The sequence below is a fragment of the Chitinophaga terrae (ex Kim and Jung 2007) genome (assembly GCF_900107795.1).
Taxonomy (GTDB): domain Bacteria; phylum Bacteroidota; class Bacteroidia; order Chitinophagales; family Chitinophagaceae; genus Chitinophaga; species Chitinophaga terrae.
In genome coordinates, this window is record NZ_FNRL01000014.1 from 1 (window position 1) to 20,265 (window position 20,265).

Here is a 20,265-nt window from a genome sequence, read left to right on the forward strand (position 1 = left end):
GGAGATGGCTCGTTTCCCTGCCTACTATGACCTCGGCTGACTCCCTGTAAAAAAAACAGGGCCTCCCAGGGTAAGTGTTATCGCTTTCCATCCATGTAGCCGCTGCATTTACGTTGTTACAATCTGTGTAGTATCGGGTTTTTGTTTCTTATGCAACATCACCCTTGTAACCCCGCCTTGTATACAGTTTCTGTTCGTCGGCCCGGATGTTTGCCGCCAGCTTCCTTCAGATTCCACTTTACAGTGGACACCCTTGCTATTGGCTAATGCTTCCTACTACAAAGCGCATTCGGGACTTGCACCCTAGAGATATAACACATGCCTGGCACACATAAAAATGCACCGGCGCCAAAGACGCCGATGCATGTTCTATAACGAGATTTTTATATTATACTTTCTCTTTTTCCACTACTGCATCTGCCTGCGGCACACCTTTCTTAGGTATATTGAACAGGGTTGAAGTGATAATAGGGATCACAAATACGCCTACTGTCAGGATAGAAGTCAGGATATCGGCTGTATGGCTTTCCAGGAACCGGGTAATAGGAGCTTCCGGGTTGTAATGCTCATACAGCGACAGGGAGAGCTTGAGCCCCAGGATACCGATCACTATATAAGCCGCGCCTTCCAGGAAAGTGTATTTAGACATCAGGCGAACAAATGCCTGCGCCACGAAACGCATCGCCAGGATACCAATAAACACCCCTAAGCAAACCAACAGGATATTATCAGTAAATGCCACTGCAGCAAAGATGTTGTCGATAGAAAACGCCATATCCATTACCTCTACCAGCGCAACCGTTGCCCAGAAAGGGCCTAAAGCGCCTACGGTCATCTTATACAGCTTGCTTTTTTCCTTGTCAATAGTTTCTTCTTCGTCGTTCTCTTCTGAAGCTTTGCGTTTAGCCCGTTGCTCTTTTACCCATGAAAAGGTCAGGTAAAGCAGGTAAAGTCCGCCCAATGCTTTCAGCCACCAGAACTGGATCAGGAAAGAAGCGAACAACATGGCCAATCCACGGAATGCATAAGCGCCAACGATACCGTATTTCAATGCGCGGTCGCGTTGTTTTTCAGGCAGGTCCATAACCATTGTAGCCAGTACTGCAGCGTTATCCACAGACAGCAAACTTTCAATGATGATCAGGTTCCCGACTACGATCAATGAAGGAATAGGATTGTCGATAATTTGTTGTAATAACTCAGAAATGTTCATTTAGTGTATTGTTTATTGATGCATTTTCTTTGAAACCAAACAGCTTTGAAATAGTGTTGCGGAGCGCTCTGGCATAGTGATTCTCTGGGTTCAACCGTCAATTTTCTTTGTCTCTTTAATTCGCCAATCAATGTTCTACAGCCTGCCGGAATACGTTCTATCTCACAAAACGTGTTTTTCAATACGCAAATATAAGCGCGGTTTCCAGATTCTGTTACTGGCGGTTAAAATATTTTGGATTTCACTCTTTATATATATTTTCCGGCTCATCTGCAAACCTGGCCGGCTAACAGGCGAAAAAACTACTTGATGATCTGTCCTTTGAAGTATTTGCTAAGGAAAAATGCCAGGTCTTCTTTATAGCCCCGGCCGGAAGCTTCAAATTTCCACTTGCCGTCCTTTACATACAGGCGGCCAAATTCTACCCCTGTTTCTATAGAAAAATCTTCTCCCAGCTCATATCTGGCAATTTCCTTTGCAGTAGCGTTATCTACTATCCGGATATAGGAATCCCTCACCTGTCCGAAATTCTGCTTTTTTGAGAAGGCATCGTGAATGGTCACTACGAAGAGTATTTCCTTCACGCGGGGATCTATCTTCGTTAAATCCACCTTGATAATTTCATCATCGCCCCCGTCGCTATTCCCGCCTGTAGGATCGTCGCCTGAGTGATGCAGGGCGCCATCCGGCGAATCAGCGTTTCCATAAAATACGAAGAACTGTTCTCCCGGGATCAACCTGTTCGCATCTATCATGAAAGCCGAAGCATCCAGGTCAAATGAGGCCCCGCTCTCGTTGGGCTCCCATCCCAGGCCTACGCTGATATCCGCTAATCCAATATCGATCCTTTGTCCTTTTTGTAAGTTGATAGCCATACAGTTACTTTAATTTGTTCTACCAGTAAGATAATATTTTAGATGAACGTATAGTACTGCATGACGAAATTTCCCCCGATTTAATCTGATTTTAATTTCAAGGCCGGCAGATCATTCGCCATCCTGACTGCCTTGTCAGCGTTGCCTGAGCGCATTGCTGTAAACTTCCAGCGCACGTTTCCTTGCCTCCTCATGCGATACGATGGGTACGGGGTAATCAAACGAGTCCAGTTCCGGTACCCATTTCCTTGTATACTTCAGATCTTTATCGAATTTTTGGGTTTGAAGCGAAGGATTAAAAACCCTGAAATAAGGCACTGCATCGCAGCCCGATCCCGCTGCCCATTGCCAGCCGCCGTTGTTGGCAGCCAGGTCATAATCCAATAACTTTCCTGCAAAATAAGCTTCTCCCCATCTCCAGTCTATCAACAAATGCTTGGTTAAAAAACTGGCCGTGATCATACGCAACCTGTTGTGCATAAAACCGGTTGCATTCAGCTCCCGCATGCCTGCATCCACTATCGGATAACCTGTAGTACCATTGCACCATCTTTCAAATTCCTTCTCATTATTCCGCCAGGGAATTTTATCATACTCACGTTTGAACGACTCCGAAACCACCCTTGGAAAATGATAGAGGATCATCTGGTAAAACTCGCGCCATACCAGCTCTTTCGCGAAAGTATCACTCCACTCCAATGCCTGCTTCATCAATTTACGGATACTGATAGTTCCGAATCGAAGGTGTACGCCCAGTTTTGAGGTACCTTCAATGCCGGGCGTATCACGGGTTTCGCTATAATGCCTTATTAACGCTTCGTTCAATAATGCCGGAGGAAAATGTTCTCCATTCTTCTTAAAACCTAATTGTTCCAGGGCAGGAAGATTAATGGCTGGTTGCCTGTAAAGGTTGGCCAGGTATTTTTCAACAGGATAAGGCTTTAAATGAAAGGCGGTTAATGTATCGCTCCACCGGCGGCTATATGGCGTAAAAATCGTATATGGTTCACCGTTATCTTTCAACACTTCATCCTTCTCAAATATTACCTGGTCTTTATACGTATGAAATGAAACGCCGCTTTCCTTCAGTAATGCGCCAACTGACTTATCTCTTTCCTTTGCATAAGGTTCATAATCGTGGTTGGTGAATACTCCCTGTACGTCGTATTGGTGAAGCCAATGCTTAAAGGCATTCATCGGTGTGCCGTGATATGCTTCCAGTGTAGCGCCCCGCCTGGCCAACGTTGCATTTAATGCCTCAAGCGCCTGGTAAATGAAGTTAACGCGCCTGTCCTGTTTATCTTCCAGTTCATCCAGGATATTTGTATCAAAAACAAAAACAGGCACAACAGGGTATCCTGATTTCAGTGCATGATATAATGCCGCGTTGTCATCCAGGCGCAGATCCCTGCGCAACCAACATAACACTACTTGTTGAGCCATTGAAGACGGAGTTTCAGAAAGTCCTATAAAATATTTTCGTGCAGCACTTCATGCATTATAGCGGCCACTGAGTTGCTGTAAACAGAGTTACGAAACCTGCCTACCCAGCGGATCCCATAGATCGCGTTTGTCAGGAATATTTCGTTTGCGCCTTCAAAATCGGCGATGGTCAATGTTTTTTCCTTAATGGGAAATGGAAATTCGTTATTCAGGATATATTTGCGCATGACCCCGCACACGCCGCCTTCCGTGATCGGCGGAGTAAAGATCCTGCCCTTATTCACAACAAATACATTCGCAATCGTACTGTCTGCTATTCTGCCGTATTGATTCAACAACACAGCTTCATTAAGACGATGCTCTTTTGCATACATCGCCGCCATTACATATGGCAGACAGTTATTGGATTTGATGGTAGATAGTTTGTCGCAGGTTTTCTGGACATCAGGAAATATATCGATCACCAGTCCTTCTGTATTCAATTCCAACACCGACCTGGATAATTCCCAGCATTGGATCACGTAATTCGGCCGATTGTTAATAGGATCGTACAACCCGCCATCGGAGCGGAATACAGCAAACCTGACCCTCGCAAGGTGAAGGAAATTATTCTTATTGCAGAGGTCAATAATCTCCCTGACAAAAAATTCTTTGGTAAAAGTAGGAGGAATATCAAAATGCAACAGATGCATGGTTGCCAGCAATCTTTCAAAATGCAGATCGGCCAGCAACACCTGACCCTGGTAAACTTTTAAGGTCTCAAAAAATCCATCACCGTACCTGAATGAACGATTATCAGCAGTAAAAATAGGGTCTGCTGCAGGAATGTATCTACCGTTATAACAAAGAAATCCAGCTTGCACCTCAAACAGTTTTATATATACAAGTTACCAAATTTTTCTCGCAAAGCCGCAAAGGAAGTGAGGCCGCATAAGGCTCAGCGCGAATATCCCAGGCGCTTATTGTCTTACATCCAGCAGTTTACGAATCACAACAAAATTAAAAAAGGTAAAGATTAACAGCACATTAGTGTACGGTCAATCTTTACCCTTTTACTCTATTTCTTAAGATCCTTTTTACTCCTGGCTATTTGGCCGCTTTACGGGCCAGGCCGCCTATATGAATGCCTATGAATCCGTCTACCTGGTGAGACGATCCCATTAAAGCAGTCAACACGCTGCCTGAACCAACGAACAACGGACCAACCCTGAAGCTGGCGCCGGCATTCAGTTTAGAGAGCTCGTTATAGGAGATCGGCAGGAAGAACCCGAAAATCTTTCCGTCGTAGCGCGGCGTTATGCTGAATGCATTGAAATACTGCGCATTGTAAGGCTTGTTCTTGCCGCTGCTTAATGCAAACTGAACATCCAGGTTTACGTAAAATGCATTATGAATATGATAGTCGCCATCTATCCTCAATGTAGTTGGCAAACTTACGGAGTATTTATCCCTGTCGTTATCTTTTGAAGCCTGGAAGTATTGCGGGTACTTGGTCAGCTCTGCTTTGTAATTATCCAGGCTGACGCCATCCAGGTTGCTGAAGGCGAATTGCTGTCCTGCTGGAATATTGATAGCAAAAGTACCGCTGCGGGTAACATCGCGTTCGTATTTGATCTTACCTGCATCTAACAGCGACAGGCCTACGCGGTATTTATAATTCTGATCAGCGCCCGAGCAATATTCATATACAGCGCCCAGGTCAATGCCGAAGCCGCGGCCAGTGAATTTGGTCAGGTCGTTGACATCAAAATCAGATACGCTGAAACCTGCGAAGTTCATACCTATTGCGCCTTTGGCGTCTGTAAGGTATGCGTCCTCCTTCACCTGGTCTACATCCAGGGTGGCATGCAGCTTATCGATGTTGATAGTGCCATTTCCTGCGCCGGCCAGGTATTTCAGGGTGATACCGGCTTTCAGGTGATGCGGCCCTACCGCCAGCACTTCTCTTGCAACGGAAGCGCCGATTTCAGCCCATCCGTTCATGCTTACACGCATGTTGTTGTCAGAGGCAATTTTGTAAGGGAGATTAGGATCGTTAGAGAAATCGTTGATCACTTTGTCTGCCAGTTTTCCATCCAGGTCGGTAACATTGGTAACCATCCGGACGCGGGATGTTACCGCAAAAGAGAATTTGCCAACATTGAACATCACAGAAGGCGCATGAACACCCAGGTTTACCAAGGCCTTGGTGAGACCGGCATTTTGCCCGAACAGTTGGTTTTTAAGCGTATCTTCATTGAAAGAAGAACCGATGTCACTCAATTTGTATTTCAACTGGTTGTTGGATACCCCAACATTCACCGCAAAAACGTTGACATCGAAACGATAGCGGCTGTTAGCAATGCTTGCAGGATTGTAAAACACACTGTTTACCCCGGCGTAGTTGCTGGTGCGAAAACCGGCGAGATCCTGGGCATGAACATAGGTAGTGCAGCATGACAGCAGTAGGCCTGTAATGATTCTTTTCATAGATACTTTGAAGATTTGGAAATATTAACGTTTTGGGGAATCAACGTTATGACACAAGGTTAGAATATTTAAATTATTTACCAAGTATAAACAGTTTTTTCTTAAAATAAAAATGCCATGCCGCCCTGGTATTGGGCAACATGACACGTTGCAGACACTGCAAATTTATCTAGTTATAGTTTCATTTCTGGTACTTCGGCAGGAATCACCAAACGTCCGGCTGTTTTGCTTTTGATCTCTTCTACCGTTACGCCGGGCGCTCTTTCCAATAATTTGAAGCCTTCAGGCGTCACGTCCAGCACTGCCAGTTCCGTTACTATTTTCTTCACGCAATTAACGCCTGTTAAAGGCAGCGTACAGGCAGGCAGCAATTTGCTTTCGCCTTTGGGATTGGTATGCATCATGGCTACTATAATATTCCTGGCGGAAGCAACGAGGTCCATTGCTCCTCCCATTCCTTTCACCATTTTACCAGGGATCTTCCAGTTGGCAATATCCCCGTTATCTGCTACTTCCATAGCGCCTAATACTGTGAGATCTACCTTCCCGGCCCTAATCATTCCAAAGCTTTCAGCAGAGTCGAAAAAGCTGCCGCCCGGCAGCAGGGTTACGGTTTCTTTACCGGCGTTGATCAGGTCGGGATCTATTTCTGTATCTGCAGGATAAGGACCCATTCCCAGTATCCCGTTTTCGGATTGGAGCATAATAGAAACTCCTGCGGGGATATAATTGGAAACAAGCGTAGGTATGCCAATACCGAGATTAACATACATACCGTCTTTTAATTCCTGTGCAATTCGTTTGGCGATGCCGAATTTATCTAAAGGCATATCAGTCAGGTTTGAAAGTGAGGAAGCGATTGAATTAGATCTTTACAGTTCTGCGTTCAATCCGTTTTTCATAATTACCGCCCTGGAAAATGCGGTGTACGTAGATGCCCGGAACATGGATATTATCAGGGTCCAGCTCTCCGGGTTGCACCAGTTCTTCCACTTCAGCGATCGTGATCTGTCCGGCCCTGGCCATAGAAGTGCTGAAGTTGCGGGTAGTTTTGCGGAATACCAGGTTGCCCATTGTATCGCCTTTCCAGGCTTTAACAATAGCGAAATCGGCATGCAGGGCCAACTCCATGAGGTGTGGCTTTCCGTCAAACACTCTTACTTCTTTTCCTTCCGCTACTTCAGTTCCATAACCGGCTGGTGTGAAAAATGCAGGAATACCCATGCCGGCCATTTGTATACGGGTAGCCAGGGTACCTTGCGGGATCAGGTCAACTTCCAATTCGCCTGCCAACAGCTGGCGTTCAAATTCTGCATTTTCGCCAACATAAGACGACATCATCTTTTTAATCTGCCTGGTTTTCAGCAACAGGCCCAGGCCAAAATCATCTACCCCTGCATTGTTTGAAATACAGGTGAGGCCTTTAACTCCTTTTCTTACCAAAGCGGCAATACAATTCTCAGGAATACCACATAATCCAAACCCTCCCAGCATCAGCACTGCTCCATCCTGTATATCTTGTATGGCATCATCGGCATTTGATACTACTTTGTTCATGTTTTGGTGTTTTAGATATTTGGATGCCTTTTAACAAAGGGTATTACAGTATCTGATTTAGGCAGCAGCATTACACTGTCTGCATTGGGGAATATATTTCTAAGCCTGAAACGTACAGGCGCATTTTCATCTACCGGATCGCCCAGGCGTTGCTTCCTTGCTTCCAGGTCGGCCTGCACCATTTGCAGCACTTCTTTCAGCCTGTTAGGATGCGCTTCATAGTACTGGTAACTCTCCATAAACTGCGGTACGGTCACTTTATGCAGGTCCAGTACCTGTTTATAATATACTTTCTGGGTGTTCTGGCGAAGAGAATCGTTAATGATGTGAAAGTTATTCATGATCTGCTCATTGCCGTAGGAATCGGCAATAGACATATCTCTCAGGATTGCGCTCATCTCTTCTTTAGACATATATTTTTTAGGCACATTCTCCCCGTCTCCGCATGCGAACAGCAATACTCCTGCTAAAGCCACGATGGCATATTTCAATATATTCTTCATTATAACTTTTACTTCATCTGTTGATACTTCTGCGCATTCGGAATATCCATCTGCGCCAATAATTCAGCAGCCCTGCTCTTTTCCTGGGGCATTGCCTTTGCAAAAAGCTTCTGCAATTCATTTGCCTTTGCGCTGAAAAAGACCTGCATTAACATAGAATTAGGAATGCTCTGATGAATGGAATACAGCATGTTTACGCAGTTCAGCACAGCGGCTCTTCCCTTATTCACATCTTCATACATTACATCCAGTCCCTGCCTGTGATACTGGTACATCACGTCATGGAACTGCAGGAATTTCGCGTTCAGCAGGTTATCCTGCAACCAGTAACGGTTACGGTTACCTTCAAATGCTTTCCATCCTGAAATATCCTTTCCTTCAGGGGCATTGTTCACAATATTCAACGCCCGTTTGAAATATTCGTCGCCCCCTCTGGGCGCAAATGAATCGTAATCCAGACCGAGTATGATATTTACATAATAAGCCAGGATGGCGGTAAGATTAGCGGCCATAGGATCGTTTCCTGCTACCCTGGTATCGTTGAATTCCAGTTGCTGGTATTCTACATACCTGAATGCTACGTTGTTATCCTGGATGTTCAGGATACTGGTAGCATAGCTGCTGTTGTACACGGGGCGGGTCGCCTGAACGGTAAGCGAAGCTTTATAGGTATCGCCTGTTCCGCCGGTACCGGTGATATTAAGCAGGAAGCTGCATTCTATCCTTTCGGCAGGCGTAAAGGCGTCTTTAGCCCAGTGGCGGTTATTGAGGAATTCCTTGATAGAGTTCTGCAGGGTTACGAATACTTTCCTGTCGACGCCCTGTACCTGGTTAGCTATCACAGATACGGTAGCCCTGAGCTCCTGGGCTGCGGCAACCTGGCTAACCAGTAGTCCTACTACCAGGATGAACTGAAAACGTTTATGCATGTTGCAGATCAATTATAGCGGAAACAATATCCCTGGCGACTTCCAGTTTTGATTTCAAAGGCAGGCTGCGTCCGTCGCCGTTCTTACTGAATAAAGTCACTTTATTGGTGTCGTAATTAAATCCTGCGCCGGCGTCGGCCAGGGAGTTCATTACGATCATATCCAGGTTTTTATCCTTTAGTTTTTTGAGTGCGTATTCTTTTTCGTTGTCTGTTTCCAGGGAGAAGCCGATCAGCAGCTGATGCGCTTTGTGCTCGCCCAGGTAACGAAGGATGTCAGGCGTTTTTTCCAGGTCGATATGTAACTGGGCCTGTCCTTTTTTGATCTTTTTGTCGGCGATGTTGGCCGGCCTGTAGTCTGCCACTGCTGCGGCGGCAACTACCAGGTTTGCCTGGGGGTAGAGGGAGGTTACCTGGTCGAACATTTCCTGCGCGGTTTGGACCGCGAATGTAGTAACGCCGGGATGAGTGGTAGACTGGTTCGTTGGACCCAGTACCAGTTTGACTGCGGCGCCGGCATCGGCCAGTGCGTTGGCGATGGCGATCCCCATTTTACCGCTTGAGTGGTTAGTGATGTAACGAACGGGATCTATATGTTCGATGGTAGGGCCGGCGGTAACGATGGCTGTTTTGCCGGACAGCGGTTTATTGGCGGTAGCGGCGATGAAATGTTGTTCCAGCCATTTCACGATATCTTCAGGTTCGGCCATCCTGCCTTCCCCGAACAGGCCGCTGGCCAGTTCGCCGGTGGCTACAGGGATCTGCTGGTGGCCATACGACAGTAGTTTATCCACGTTGCTGCGGGTAGCCGGGTGATGCCACATGTCTTCGTCCATTGCGGGAGCGAACATAACGGGGCAGGTGGCCGACAGGTAAGCGGCGAGGAGGAGGTTATCGCAAAGGCCGTTGGCCATTTTAGCAATGGTATTGGCAGAAGCGGGAGCAATGAGCATTACGTCGGCCCATCGGCCCAGTTCTACGTGGTTGTTCCAGCTGTTATGGTTGCTTATCTGGACCATTACCTCGTTTTTGGAGAGGGTGGCCAGGGTAAGCGGAGTGATAAAAGCTTCGGCGGCTGGGGTCATGATCACCTTTACCTGGGCGCCGGCTTTGACGAGGAGGCGTACGAGGGTCGCGGCTTTATAGGCAGCGATGCTACCGGAAACGCCTAAGAGGATTTTCCTGCCTTGTAGAATGTTATCAGCCATTTGACAATAAAAAAGCGGCAGAAATATTATTCTGCCGCCATGAAATTAATATTTTTTGTGTCGCAAAGGCTAAGCTCACAAATAAAAATGTGAACAATTAGCTGAACAGATCATCGTCGTTCTTGCGGAAGTAGATCTTGTTATCCAGGAATTCCTGCGTTGCCTGAATAGCTGGATTAGCCATTCTCTCGTAGAAACGGGAAATTTCGATCTGCTCCTTGTTCTCGTGCACTTCCTCGAGGTTGTCCGTATGGCTGGCAAACTCTTCCAGTTTGGAATGGAGCTCCTCTTTCACGGAGATATTGATCTGATTGGCGCGTTTTGCGATCACGGCAATAGATTCATATAAATTACCAGTTCTGTTCTTAATATCGGTAGTGTTTTTGGTCTCTACCCATGGATTAAGGCTACTGGTTAGACTGCGCTTTAGTTTGCTCATTATCCAATGATTTTATATTGTTTTGTGCTAAGTTATACAATTTTTCAGCTTCAGGCTTCAATTTACTGTTGGGGTAGTGATCTGCGAAGTCGAGATACTCTTCCAGTACAGTCGCATACCTTTCTTTCTGCCTTTCAGGGATGCTGTTTTTTGCGTAGTTAAAGTAAGCCCGGATGGCTTTTACTTTATACCCGTCGCTTTTATCTGAATCCGGGTAGTTGCGCATCAGGTTTTTGAAGGCAATACCGGCAGCTTTATAATAACCGAGGTTATAGTAAAGTTCGGCGGCGGAAAATTCTTTCATTTCCAGTTTTCGTCTGCAGAGTTCAATTACCAGGTTCGCTTCTGCTACCTTATCGGAGGTAGGGTAGTTGTTAACGAAGGTTTGCATGGCAGCAATGGCCTTCATGGTATTGGTCTGATCCAGCGATACTTTGGGAGATTGTTTATAGTAGCAGTATGCCTGCATATAATCTATCTCCAGTGCCCTGGGGCTGTTTGGGAAGATATCCAGGTAGTTTTTAAAGTGAAACGCTGCCTGAACATAATCTTTCACGTAGTAAGAGCAATATGCGTAATTGTAGTACAGTGCTTCGAACTTATCGGTTCCTTTATACACTTGGAGCAGGTCGCTGTAGAGCGACTGTGCTGTGTTGTATTTTTTTTTCTGATACAGCTTATCGGCATAGGCCAACTTCTTTTCGAAGTTGTTGCTTTTTTCTATTCTCCTTAGTTCGTTGTTACAGGAGGTAGAAATGATAAGTGCCAGTACACTGATGTACAATAGAAATTTCCGCATAAAAAGAATGGCAAAATTAAGAATTAAATGTAAATGTAAGGCAGAGATATGATGAAAGCTGTTAAAATTTTGCAAAATGGCCTATTAAATCGCTGAAAGAGAGGTTTTTCTCTTTTGGCGGGTTTTAAAATTCCTTTTACAAGATAAGCTTTCAGCATAGGGACAAATTAGGAAAAAAACGGACACATAAATTTCCTTTGGCGGAATTTTTTATTTAGGTTGGTAATGTTTGTAATCTGCTGCTGTCGCTATTTTCACACGTTATACACACACAATAACTATTTATAAACATTTTATAAACACCATATTTACAAATATGCACATTAAGCCTGTATAAACAGGCCTTAACAGGCACTCAATCAGGGTATTTCACCTGTGGAAAAAATTTATAAAGTATTTTTTCGTTAAAAAGTGGGAAAAAGTGTTATTTTGTGTTAGAAAATGGATTTTCAAGGACTTTGCCCCATGGTATGACAGGATTTCTCGGCGAATATGAGTCAACGCTGGACGCAAAAGGACGCTTTCTGTTACCAGCTGGCTTTAAAAAGCAGCTGTCAGACGGCGCCGGAGGACAGTTTGTCATTAACCGAGGGTTTGAAAAATGCTTGTCCCTGTATCCCATGAACGAATGGCAACCCATTTTTGAACGTATCAGCAAGTTGAATGATTTTGACCCGAAAGTACGGGAATTCAGGCGTTACTTCTTAAATGGAGCCACTATTCTGGAGTTAGACAGTGCGGGAAGATTATTGATTCCCAAAAACCTGTTATCGTACGCCAGTTTGGAAAAAGATATTGTGCTGGCAGCAGCAACAAATAAAATCGAGATCTGGGATAAAGGTAAATACCAGGAGTTCTTTGAAAATTTCTCACCAGGAGCTTATAGTGATTTGGCACAACAGGTAATGGGGGGAGGAGACAACAACATTTCAATCTAAACGGAAGCATATGGGCGAACAAGAATACCATTTACCCGTGCTGCTTCAGGAAACCATCGAGCTGCTGGATATAAACCCGTCGGGGATATATGTAGACGCTACTTTTGGAGGAGGGGGACATTCTCGCGCCGTTCTGGAGCAACTGGGTGAAAAAGGAAGACTGATAGTATTTGATCAAGATGAAGATGCTTACCGCAATAGGATCATTGATGATCGTGTAACTTTTGTACAACAAAATTTTCGCCACCTGCAACGCTTTCTGAAATTACATAAAGCCGAACAGGTGGATGGTATATTAGCTGATCTGGGAGTATCCTCCCACCAGTTCGATACCGCCGAAAGGGGGTTTAGCACCCGCTTCGAAGGCGATCTCGATATGCGAATGGATACGAGAACTGATTTTACAGCAGCACAATTGCTCGCTACCTACAGTGAAGCCAGGTTGCAACTGATCTTCCAGGAATATGGAGAAGTAACCAATGCTAAAACGCTGGCCCAAACAATTGTCAAGCAACGTAAAACACACCCCATGCGCACTATCACAGCCTTCAAATCTGTGATCCAACCCATTGTAAAGGGCAACCCGCAAAAATATTTCGCCCAGGTTTTCCAGGCTTTGCGTATTGCCGTTAACGATGAATTAGGTGCACTAAAAGATCTATTGGAACAATCTGCGAATGTGCTTAAACCGGGAGGACGTCTGGCCATTATCACCTTTCATTCGCTGGAAGACAGGATGGTGAAAAACTTTATGAAGACAGGCAGTTTTGATGAAGCGCCCGAAGATCCTTTCGCAAAAGAAGTACCCCCGAAAGTGTTCAAATTAATCACAAAAAAACCGGTCACCGCCAGTGAAGCTGAATTGAAACGCAACGGAAGATCCAGGAGCGCTAAACTGCGGGTAGCCGAAAAATTAATATAAAGCTCTAACCAGCTTTATTGATCCTACCCTATCCTAAAACTCTATCTGCTCATTTTACTGTCAGATATTTTGTCACGTTTTTAAAAAGGCATACGCGTGTTGCAGGAAGAAGCATTAGATACGATCCAGGACGATCCGGCCAATGAACCCGTTCATTCCCCGGAACCACGCAGAGAATGGCGGCTACGCATCAACTACAGGGTGTTGGTGACCAACATGCCATTCATCGGTTTCCTTGCCGTACTGGCGCTCATTTACATCGCTAACAGCCACCTCGCTGAAAAAAGGATCAGACGAATCAACAAACTGGGCAAAGAAATCAAAGAACTGAAATGGGAATACCTGAACGTGAAAAGTGAACTCATGTTCAGAAGCAAAATGAGTGAAGTCAGCAAAGCTGTGGAACCGCTGGGTCTCAAACAACTTAGCTCGCCCCCGCAGAAAATTGAGCTGAAAAATACTAACGAGAAGAATTAGCATATAGATGCCTGACGCTGCCCGCCTGACCACCTTATCAGGTCGGGGATGCTGGTAAATAATCTGGCAAGCATCTCAATAACAAAAGCAGCCAGTGTCAGGTATCTTACCTAATATATAAAATCAACCAGTTGTGACAGATCATAACTGGTTATTGCAGTAGCTAAAGCGGCATAACATCGTGGATGTAAAAAAGGACATATTGTGGAGAGTGTATCTGTGCCTGATAGGCATGGCGCTTTTCGGCGTGGCTATCCTCGTAAAAGTCTTTTACATCCAGCAAGTGAAAGGAAACTACTGGCGCAGCATGGCCGATAGCCTCCATACCAGCTATGTTGCACTCGATGCCGAAAGAGGCACCATCTTCTCCGAAGAAGGTAGAATGCTCTCCACCTCCATCCCCTATTTCGATATCCGTATCGATTTCGCGGCAGATGGACTGAGAGACAAAAAAGGAAAAGTATTCGAAGAAAATCTCGACTCTCTTTCCCTTTGCCTCGCCAATACGTTCAACGACCGTACTAAAAATGAATACAAAACCCTGTTGAGAGAAGGCTATAAATCGAAAGACCGGTATTTCCTGCTTAAAAGAGATGTACCCTTCAATCAATACCAGGCTTTACGCTCCTTTCCCATGTTCAGGTTGGGAAAAAACAAAGGCGGAATGATCGCTGAACCTAAAAGTAAACGCATCAACCCCTTTAAACTGCTGGCTAACCGTACCATTGGGCTGGCCCGCGAAAACTCCCAGAGCGTTGGACTGGAAAGAACATATAACGAGTACCTGAAAGGCGTTACCGGTAAACGGCTAATGCGCCGCATCGCCGGCGGTACCTATGTACCCGTTGATGGTTACGATATCGAACCCGAAAACGGACGGGATATCGTTACCACCCTGGACGTAAACATGCAGGATATCGTTGAATCGGCCCTCTATAAAATGATGGTCGCCAACGAAGCCGAACACGGCACCTGTATCCTGATGGAAGTAAAAACCGGCAAGATCAAAGCCATCGCTAACCTCGGAAGGCAACCCGATGGCAGCTACTGGGAAGACATGAACTATGCTCTCCAGGTAGGCGAACCGGGATCAACTTTTAAACTGGCTACTGTTATTACAGTACTGGAAGATAAATATGCCACCATGAACACCATGGTGAATATGGAAAATGGCCGCTGGCAGGTTGGAAGAAGAACCGTTTTCGATTCCGAACCGCATCCCGGCCCTCAGCTGGTTACCATCAAACATGCATTCGAACTCAGTTCCAATGTAGGCATGGCTAAACTGGCCTATCAGTATTATGGTCGCCAACCTAACAACTTTGTAAACCACCTGAAAAAACTCAGGCTGGATCAAAGTACAGGTATCGATCTCGTAGGCGAAGGCAAACCAGTGATCAAAACCACTGCTTCCAAAACATGGAGTAATACCACACTCCCATGGATGGCCTTCGGTTACGAAGTACTTGTCAGCCCGCTGCAAACCTGTATGCTGTACAATGCAGTGGCTAACAACGGTAAAATGATGAAACCCTACCTCGTCAATTCCATCCAGGAATTCGGCCAGGTAGTTAAAAAGTTTGAGCCTACCGTACTTATAGACAGCATCTGCTCTCAAAGTACGCTCAAACAAGTGCAGGCAATGCTGGAAGGCGTAATGATAGACGGAACCGGCAAAAAGCTGCGCACTCCCTACTATAGCATCGCCGCTAAAACAGGTACCGCCCTCGTCGCCAATGGCAACAGAGGGTATGCTGATAAAATATACCAGTCGTCTTTCGCCGGCTATTTCCCGGCTAAAGATCCACAGTATACCTGTGTAGTAGTGATAAAGAACAAACCGCATGCTTTGCGCTTTTACGGCGCCAGCATTGCGGGTCCGGTGTTTAGGGAAGTAGCAGACAAACTGTATGCAATGGCTGTTGAAAAACAAAAACCCATGCAGGCTACTTTACAACTGGATACCCTGCTCGCCCTTAAAAACGGCAGAAGCAACGAATGGAAAGAGATCCTTACCACCCTCAGGTTGCCGGTAGGCGCTACCCCCGCCAATAACAGCTGGGTAAGCGCAAAAGTGGCCGACAAAAAAATAAACCTGAATACCGTCGCCCAGGAAAAAGGCGCTGTGCCGGATGTAACAGGAATGGGACTCAAAGATGCACTCTACCTGCTCGAAAACGCAGGACTGCGGGTAGTGATCAAAGGAGCCGGTAAAGTGAAAACACAATCACTGCCCGGCGGAACTAAAATAGGTAACGAACAAACTATCGTAATAGAACTGAGCTAGATGAAGACGTTGAGAGACATATTGTATAATGTAAGCATCCAGTCCATTCATGGAAATAATGATATTTCCGTTAATGCGCTGACCACCGACTCCAGGGCCGTAAAACCCGGGGATGCTTTCATTGCTGTCAAAGGTGTACATGTAGACGGACACGCCTACATCGAAAAAGCTGTTGCCCAGGGCGCCACAGCCATCATCTGCGAAGAATTGCCAGCTCAGTTGCCTGAAACAGTATGTTTCGTAAAAGTTGCCAACAGCGCTGCCGCTACCGGCATTATGGCAGGCAATTTTTACGACAACCCATCCAATAAAGTTCAACTGGTAGGCGTAACAGGTACCAACGGTAAAACTACCATTGCCACCCTGCTCTTCCGCCTGTTCAGCAAATTAGGATACCAATGCGGCCTGTTATCTACTGTGCAAAACCAGATAGGCGACACAGTAATACCATCTACGCATACCACTCCCGACCCTATCAGTCTTAACGCCCTGCTGGCAAAGATGGTAGAAGAAGGATGCCTCTATGTTTTCATGGAAGTAAGCTCCCACGCTATACACCAGGAAAGGATAGCAGGACTGAAATTCGCCGGCGGCATTTTCAGCAATATCACACACGATCACCTGGATTACCATAAAACATTCGATGAGTACATCCGCGTGAAGAAATCGTTCTTTGACAACCTCCCTTCCGGTGCATTTGCCCTGACCAATATCGACGATAAACGCGGTATGATCATGCTGCAGAACACCAAAGCAAAGAAAGCGACCTACAGCCTCCGGGCAATGGCCGATTTCAAGGGAAAGATCCTGGAAAACAACCTGACAGGACTGGTCATGCTGGTAAATGATACGGAAGTACATTTCCGCCTGATCGGCGAGTTCAACGCATATAACCTGCTGGCCGTATTCGGCGCCGCCATACTCCTGGGAATGGACAAGGCAAAGGTGCTGCAGGCCCTCAGCGATACGCCCGGTGCAGAAGGAAGATTCGATTATATCGTTTCCACCAACGACCGCATCATCGCCATTGTCGATTACGCGCACACGCCCGACGCATTGAAAAATGTACTGGCTACTATCAAAAACCTGCGTAAAGGACATGAACAGGTGATCACCGTTGTAGGCTGCGGAGGTGACAGGGATACTACCAAACGCCCCGTAATGGGCGATGTAGCCGCTGAAAACAGCGACCGCGTGATCCTGACTTCAGATAACCCAAGGTCGGAAGACCCGGTAGCCATCATCCATGAAATGGAAGCCGGCATCCCGGTGCATCTGAAAAAGAAGGTCCTTTCGATCACCGACAGGAAGGAAGCTATCAAAACCGCCATCTCTCTTGCTAAGAAAGAAGACATCATTCTTATAGCAGGTAAAGGACATGAGAAATACCAGGAGATCAAAGGAGTAAAACATCACTTCGATGATAAAGAGGTAGTGACAGAGATGATGAAACTGATGGACAAATAAAAGAAGAAGAAACTAAAACGAAGTATAATCCAATGACTTAAATGCCTGCCGGAGCCCCTGGCGCCAAGCAGGTTACGACTAAAACATATGTTATATTATTTTTTAAATTACCTAAAAACAGAATTCAAGATCAGCATCATTGGTGGTGGTATGTTCCAGTTTATCACCTTCCGTGTAACGATGGCGCTTTTGCTGTCGCTCGTGATCTCCTTGCTGTTTGGTAAATGGATTATCAGGTTTCTTCAACGCAAACAGATAGGTGAAACAATCAGGGACCTTGGATTACAGGGAGAAAACAGCAAAAAAGGCACTCCTACCATGGGCGGACTCATCATCCTTTCTGCCATCGTTATCCCTACCCTGCTTTTTGCACAATTAGCAAACGTCTACATCTGGCTCATCTTATTATCTACCGTTTGGTTAGGATTGATAGGGTTCCTGGATGATTATATAAAAGTATTTAAAAAGAATAAAGAAGGATTGGCCGGCCGGTTCAAGATCATGGGGCAGGTAGGACTGGGACTCATCATCGGCACCACCCTTTATTTCAACAACGATGTAGTGGTATCCCGTGAAGTGATCGGCGCCAAGAAACTGGCTCCGTATGAAAGGCAGATCAGCACGCATCCTGAAAGGGTAACAAAAGACGGGCACAGGTTCGTAGATGTAAAAACACCTATCACCACGATCCCTTTTGTTAAAAACCATGAGTTCAATTATTCAAAACTGATCTCCTGGATACCAGGTGCAGAAAAATACACTTTCATCCTCTACATCCTGATCGTAATATTCATTATTACTGCCGTATCCAACGGGGCTAACCTGACAGACGGGCTCGATGGACTGGCAACGGGGGTATCAGGGATCATAGGAATTGGCCTTGGCATCTTTGCCTATGTATCCGGTAACATCCAGTTTGCAGAATACCTCAATATCATGTACATCCCCAATCTGGGTGAATTGTCCATTTTCATTGCGGCATTCGTAGGAGGATGTGTCGGGTTCCTCTGGTATAATGCTTACCCGGCCCAGGTATTTATGGGAGATACCGGAAGCCTGGCGTTGGGAGGGATCATTGCAGCATTGTCTATCATCGTTCGTAAAGAACTGCTGATACCTATTTTCTGCGGCGTATTCCTGGTAGAATCGGTATCTGTGATGGTACAGGTTTCTTACTTCAAATACACGAAGAAGAAATACGGAGAAGGCCGTCGTTTGCTGAAAATGTCGCCGCTCCATCACCACTACCAGAAGCTGGGATATCATGAAAGTAAAATATCCGTGCGTTTCTGGATCGTAACAATTATGTGTGTGGTTACAGCGATCGCCACATTGAAAATGAGATAAAATAATTATTAATAAAAACAGGAGAATAAAAGAATGTCACACAAACTCATCATATTAGGCGCAGGAGAAAGCGGGATCGGAGCGGCTTTGCTTGGAAAGAAGCAAGGGTATGATGTATTTGTGTCGGACGGCGGAACAATAAAAGACAACTATAAACAGGAACTGGCGGTAAACCAGATCTCTTTTGAAGAAGGACATCATTCCTGGGATAAAGTTTTAGGAGCCGACGAGATTGTAAAAAGTCCCGGCATCCCTGAAAAATCAGACTTGATGAAAAAAGTACGCGAAGCAGGCGTACCAGTGATTTCTGAAATAGAGCTGGCCTACCGTTTTTCGACAGGTAAAAAGATTATTGCTATTACCGGCAGCAACGGCAAAAGTACCACTACTGCGCTCACCTACCACATTTTTAAGAATGCGGGACTGGATGTAGCGATGGTTGGAAATATTGGCGTAAGCTGGGCCAGGCAGGTAGCAACTGAACCGGCAGAGTATTATGTGATTGAAATCAGCAGCTTTCAGTTAGATGACATTAAAACATTCAAACCGAATGTGGCCATTTTACTGAACATTACGCCTGATCACCTGGATCGCTACGACTACAAGATGGAAAATTATGTAGCATCCAAATTCAGGATTGCCATGAACCAGACAGCGGAAGATGCTTTCGTTTACTGCATGGATGATCCGGAGATCATGCAACACCTGGCTAAGCAACCCATTTATTCAGCATCAATACCTTTTACCATCATGAAACCACTTAAAGAAGGCGGCTTTGTCGACAAGGACCAGTTGCATATTGATGTCAACGGAGAACCGGTGATCATGTCAATGTACGACCTGTCTTTAAAAGGAAAACATAACCTGTATAACTCCATGGCAGCCGCCATTGCTGCAAGAACCATGGATATCCGCAAGGAGAAGATCAGGGAGAGCCTGACCTCTTTCGAGAGCCTGGAACACCGCATGGAGTACGTGGCTACGGTGAAGGGAGTCGACTTTATCAACGATAGCAAAGCTACCAATGTGAATTCGGTGTGGTTTGCCCTCGAAAGTTTCGAGAAACCTATCGTACTGATCATGGGAGGAATTGATAAAGGAAATGATTACAGCGCGATCAGGGACCTGGTAAAAGAAAAGGTGAAAGCCATCATTTGCATGGGAGTGGATAATACCCCGATCATCAACGCGTTATCGAAAGATACGCCTGTAATGATCAGCACCGCCAGCATGCACGATGCTGTAACAGAAGCTTTCAACCAGGCCACCAAAGGAGATATCGTTTTATTATCGCCCGCCTGTGCAAGCTTCGATCTTTTCAAGAACTACGAAGACAGGGGAAGAAAATTCAAGGAAGAGGTAAAAGGATTGTAAGGGTTAACCGGGTGCTGAA

The 20,265-nt window shown here is 45.7% G+C and carries 19 protein-coding genes; 7 read left to right on the top strand and 12 right to left on the bottom strand.

Going from position 1 to position 20,265, the window contains the following annotated elements; translation table 11 throughout:
• Window positions 1-388: 388 nt before the first annotated feature.
• The 12 genes from BLV62_RS15660 to BLV62_RS15720 form a co-directional block, all read right to left on the bottom strand.
• Window positions 389-1,213, bottom strand: a complete 825-nt coding sequence (locus BLV62_RS15660) for a DUF475 domain-containing protein (protein ID WP_089762912.1) — start codon at window positions 1,211-1,213, stop codon at window positions 389-391.
• A gap of 302 nt (window positions 1,214-1,515) precedes the next feature.
• Window positions 1,516-2,088, bottom strand: coding sequence for a TerD family protein (locus BLV62_RS15670; protein WP_089762914.1), 573 nt, complete (start codon window positions 2,086-2,088; stop codon window positions 1,516-1,518).
• 135 nt (window positions 2,089-2,223) lie between these two features.
• On the bottom strand, window positions 2,224-3,531 hold the full coding sequence (locus tag BLV62_RS15675; protein ID WP_089762915.1) for a cryptochrome/photolyase family protein: 1,308 nt from the start codon (window positions 3,529-3,531) through the stop codon (window positions 2,224-2,226).
• Window positions 3,532-3,554: 23 nt separating this feature from the next.
• Window positions 3,555-4,394 carry an aminotransferase class IV gene (locus BLV62_RS15680; protein ID WP_168927872.1) on the bottom strand — a complete coding sequence of 280 codons (840 nt, stop codon included), beginning with the start codon at window positions 4,392-4,394 and terminating at the stop codon, window positions 3,555-3,557.
• Window positions 4,395-4,617: 223 nt separating this feature from the next.
• Window positions 4,618-6,000: a DUF5723 family protein gene (locus tag BLV62_RS15685; RefSeq protein WP_089762917.1), complete on the bottom strand. Its 1,383-nt coding sequence runs from the start codon at window positions 5,998-6,000 to the stop codon at window positions 4,618-4,620.
• A gap of 173 nt (window positions 6,001-6,173) precedes the next feature.
• Window positions 6,174-6,830, bottom strand: a complete 657-nt coding sequence (locus tag BLV62_RS15690) for a 3-oxoacid CoA-transferase subunit B (protein WP_089762918.1) — start codon at window positions 6,828-6,830, stop codon at window positions 6,174-6,176.
• A 34-nt stretch (window positions 6,831-6,864) separates the two neighbouring features.
• The gene (locus BLV62_RS15695; RefSeq protein WP_089762919.1) at window positions 6,865-7,557 is read right to left on the bottom strand and encodes a CoA transferase subunit A; all 693 of its coding nucleotides are present in this window, start codon (window positions 7,555-7,557) and stop codon (window positions 6,865-6,867) included.
• 11 nt (window positions 7,558-7,568) lie between these two features.
• Window positions 7,569-8,060, bottom strand: a complete 492-nt coding sequence (locus BLV62_RS15700; RefSeq protein ID WP_089762920.1) for a DUF4296 domain-containing protein — start codon at window positions 8,058-8,060, stop codon at window positions 7,569-7,571.
• Window positions 8,061-8,068: 8 nt separating this feature from the next.
• Entirely contained in the window at window positions 8,069-8,989 is a 921-nt protein-coding gene (gene porD, locus BLV62_RS15705; RefSeq protein ID WP_089762921.1) for a type IX secretion system protein PorD, read from the bottom strand.
• Complete coding sequence (coaBC, locus tag BLV62_RS15710) at window positions 8,982-10,196, bottom strand: bifunctional phosphopantothenoylcysteine decarboxylase/phosphopantothenate--cysteine ligase CoaBC (RefSeq protein WP_089762922.1); 1,215 nt, start codon at window positions 10,194-10,196, stop codon at window positions 8,982-8,984. Before coaBC ends, porD begins: the two co-directional genes overlap by 8 nt.
• Before the next feature lie 97 nt (window positions 10,197-10,293).
• On the bottom strand, window positions 10,294-10,635 hold the full coding sequence (locus tag BLV62_RS15715) for a DNA-directed RNA polymerase subunit omega (RefSeq protein WP_089762923.1): 342 nt from the start codon (window positions 10,633-10,635) through the stop codon (window positions 10,294-10,296).
• On the bottom strand, window positions 10,604-11,434 hold the full coding sequence (locus BLV62_RS15720; protein ID WP_089762924.1) for an outer membrane protein assembly factor BamD: 831 nt from the start codon (window positions 11,432-11,434) through the stop codon (window positions 10,604-10,606). Before BLV62_RS15720 ends, BLV62_RS15715 begins: the two co-directional genes overlap by 32 nt.
• A 431-nt stretch (window positions 11,435-11,865) precedes the next feature.
• Between BLV62_RS15720 and mraZ the strand changes: the two genes are divergently transcribed.
• The 7 genes from mraZ (at window position 11,866) to murD (ending at window position 20,246) form a co-directional block, all read left to right on the top strand.
• On the top strand, window positions 11,866-12,372 hold the full coding sequence (gene mraZ, locus BLV62_RS15725; protein ID WP_225889605.1) for a division/cell wall cluster transcriptional repressor MraZ: 507 nt from the start codon (window positions 11,866-11,868) through the stop codon (window positions 12,370-12,372).
• A 10-nt stretch (window positions 12,373-12,382) separates the two neighbouring features.
• Window positions 12,383-13,294: a 16S rRNA (cytosine(1402)-N(4))-methyltransferase RsmH gene (rsmH, locus tag BLV62_RS15730; protein ID WP_089762926.1), complete on the top strand. Its 912-nt coding sequence runs from the start codon at window positions 12,383-12,385 to the stop codon at window positions 13,292-13,294.
• Window positions 13,295-13,390: 96 nt separating this feature from the next.
• Window positions 13,391-13,771, top strand: coding sequence for an FtsL-like putative cell division protein (locus BLV62_RS15735; protein ID WP_225889606.1), 381 nt, complete (start codon window positions 13,391-13,393; stop codon window positions 13,769-13,771).
• A gap of 211 nt (window positions 13,772-13,982) precedes the next feature.
• Window positions 13,983-16,058 carry a penicillin-binding protein gene (locus BLV62_RS15740; protein WP_258522433.1) on the top strand — a complete coding sequence of 692 codons (2,076 nt, stop codon included), beginning with the start codon at window positions 13,983-13,985 and terminating at the stop codon, window positions 16,056-16,058.
• The gene (locus tag BLV62_RS15745) at window positions 16,059-17,525 is read left to right on the top strand and encodes a UDP-N-acetylmuramoyl-L-alanyl-D-glutamate--2,6-diaminopimelate ligase (protein WP_089762928.1); all 1,467 of its coding nucleotides are present in this window, start codon (window positions 16,059-16,061) and stop codon (window positions 17,523-17,525) included.
• 87 nt (window positions 17,526-17,612) lie between these two features.
• Window positions 17,613-18,872 carry a phospho-N-acetylmuramoyl-pentapeptide-transferase gene (mraY, locus tag BLV62_RS15750; protein ID WP_089762929.1) on the top strand — a complete coding sequence of 420 codons (1,260 nt, stop codon included), beginning with the start codon at window positions 17,613-17,615 and terminating at the stop codon, window positions 18,870-18,872.
• 33 nt (window positions 18,873-18,905) lie between these two features.
• Window positions 18,906-20,246 carry a UDP-N-acetylmuramoyl-L-alanine--D-glutamate ligase gene (murD, locus tag BLV62_RS15755; protein WP_089762930.1) on the top strand — a complete coding sequence of 447 codons (1,341 nt, stop codon included), beginning with the start codon at window positions 18,906-18,908 and terminating at the stop codon, window positions 20,244-20,246.
• The last annotated feature ends 19 nt before the right edge of the window (window positions 20,247-20,265 follow it).

What these genes read in the sequence shown, in the direction of transcription:
- BLV62_RS15660 (WP_089762912.1), bottom strand. Translation starts at nt 1,213, where the DNA reads ATGAACATTTCTGAGTTATTACAACAAATTATCGACAATCCTATTCCT.
- BLV62_RS15670 (WP_089762914.1), bottom strand. Translation starts at nt 2,088, where the DNA reads ATGGCTATCAACTTACAAAAAGGACAAAGGATCGATATTGGATTAGCG.
- BLV62_RS15675 (WP_089762915.1), bottom strand. Translation starts at nt 3,531, where the DNA reads ATGGCTCAACAAGTAGTGTTATGTTGGTTGCGCAGGGATCTGCGCCTG.
- BLV62_RS15685 (WP_089762917.1), bottom strand. Translation starts at nt 6,000, where the DNA reads ATGAAAAGAATCATTACAGGCCTACTGCTGTCATGCTGCACTACCTAT.
- BLV62_RS15690 (WP_089762918.1), bottom strand. Translation starts at nt 6,830, where the DNA reads ATGCCTTTAGATAAATTCGGCATCGCCAAACGAATTGCACAGGAATTA.
- BLV62_RS15695 (WP_089762919.1), bottom strand. Translation starts at nt 7,557, where the DNA reads ATGAACAAAGTAGTATCAAATGCCGATGATGCCATACAAGATATACAG.
- BLV62_RS15700 (WP_089762920.1), bottom strand. Translation starts at nt 8,060, where the DNA reads ATGAAGAATATATTGAAATATGCCATCGTGGCTTTAGCAGGAGTATTG.
- porD (WP_089762921.1), bottom strand. Translation starts at nt 8,989, where the DNA reads ATGCATAAACGTTTTCAGTTCATCCTGGTAGTAGGACTACTGGTTAGC.
- coaBC (WP_089762922.1), bottom strand. Translation starts at nt 10,196, where the DNA reads ATGGCTGATAACATTCTACAAGGCAGGAAAATCCTCTTAGGCGTTTCC.
- BLV62_RS15715 (WP_089762923.1), bottom strand. Translation starts at nt 10,635, where the DNA reads ATGAGCAAACTAAAGCGCAGTCTAACCAGTAGCCTTAATCCATGGGTA.
- BLV62_RS15720 (WP_089762924.1), bottom strand. Translation starts at nt 11,434, where the DNA reads ATGCGGAAATTTCTATTGTACATCAGTGTACTGGCACTTATCATTTCT.
- rsmH (WP_089762926.1), top strand. Translation starts at nt 12,383, where the DNA reads ATGGGCGAACAAGAATACCATTTACCCGTGCTGCTTCAGGAAACCATC.
- BLV62_RS15745 (WP_089762928.1), top strand. Translation starts at nt 16,059, where the DNA reads ATGAAGACGTTGAGAGACATATTGTATAATGTAAGCATCCAGTCCATT.
- mraY (WP_089762929.1), top strand. Translation starts at nt 17,613, where the DNA reads ATGTTATATTATTTTTTAAATTACCTAAAAACAGAATTCAAGATCAGC.
- murD (WP_089762930.1), top strand. Translation starts at nt 18,906, where the DNA reads ATGTCACACAAACTCATCATATTAGGCGCAGGAGAAAGCGGGATCGGA.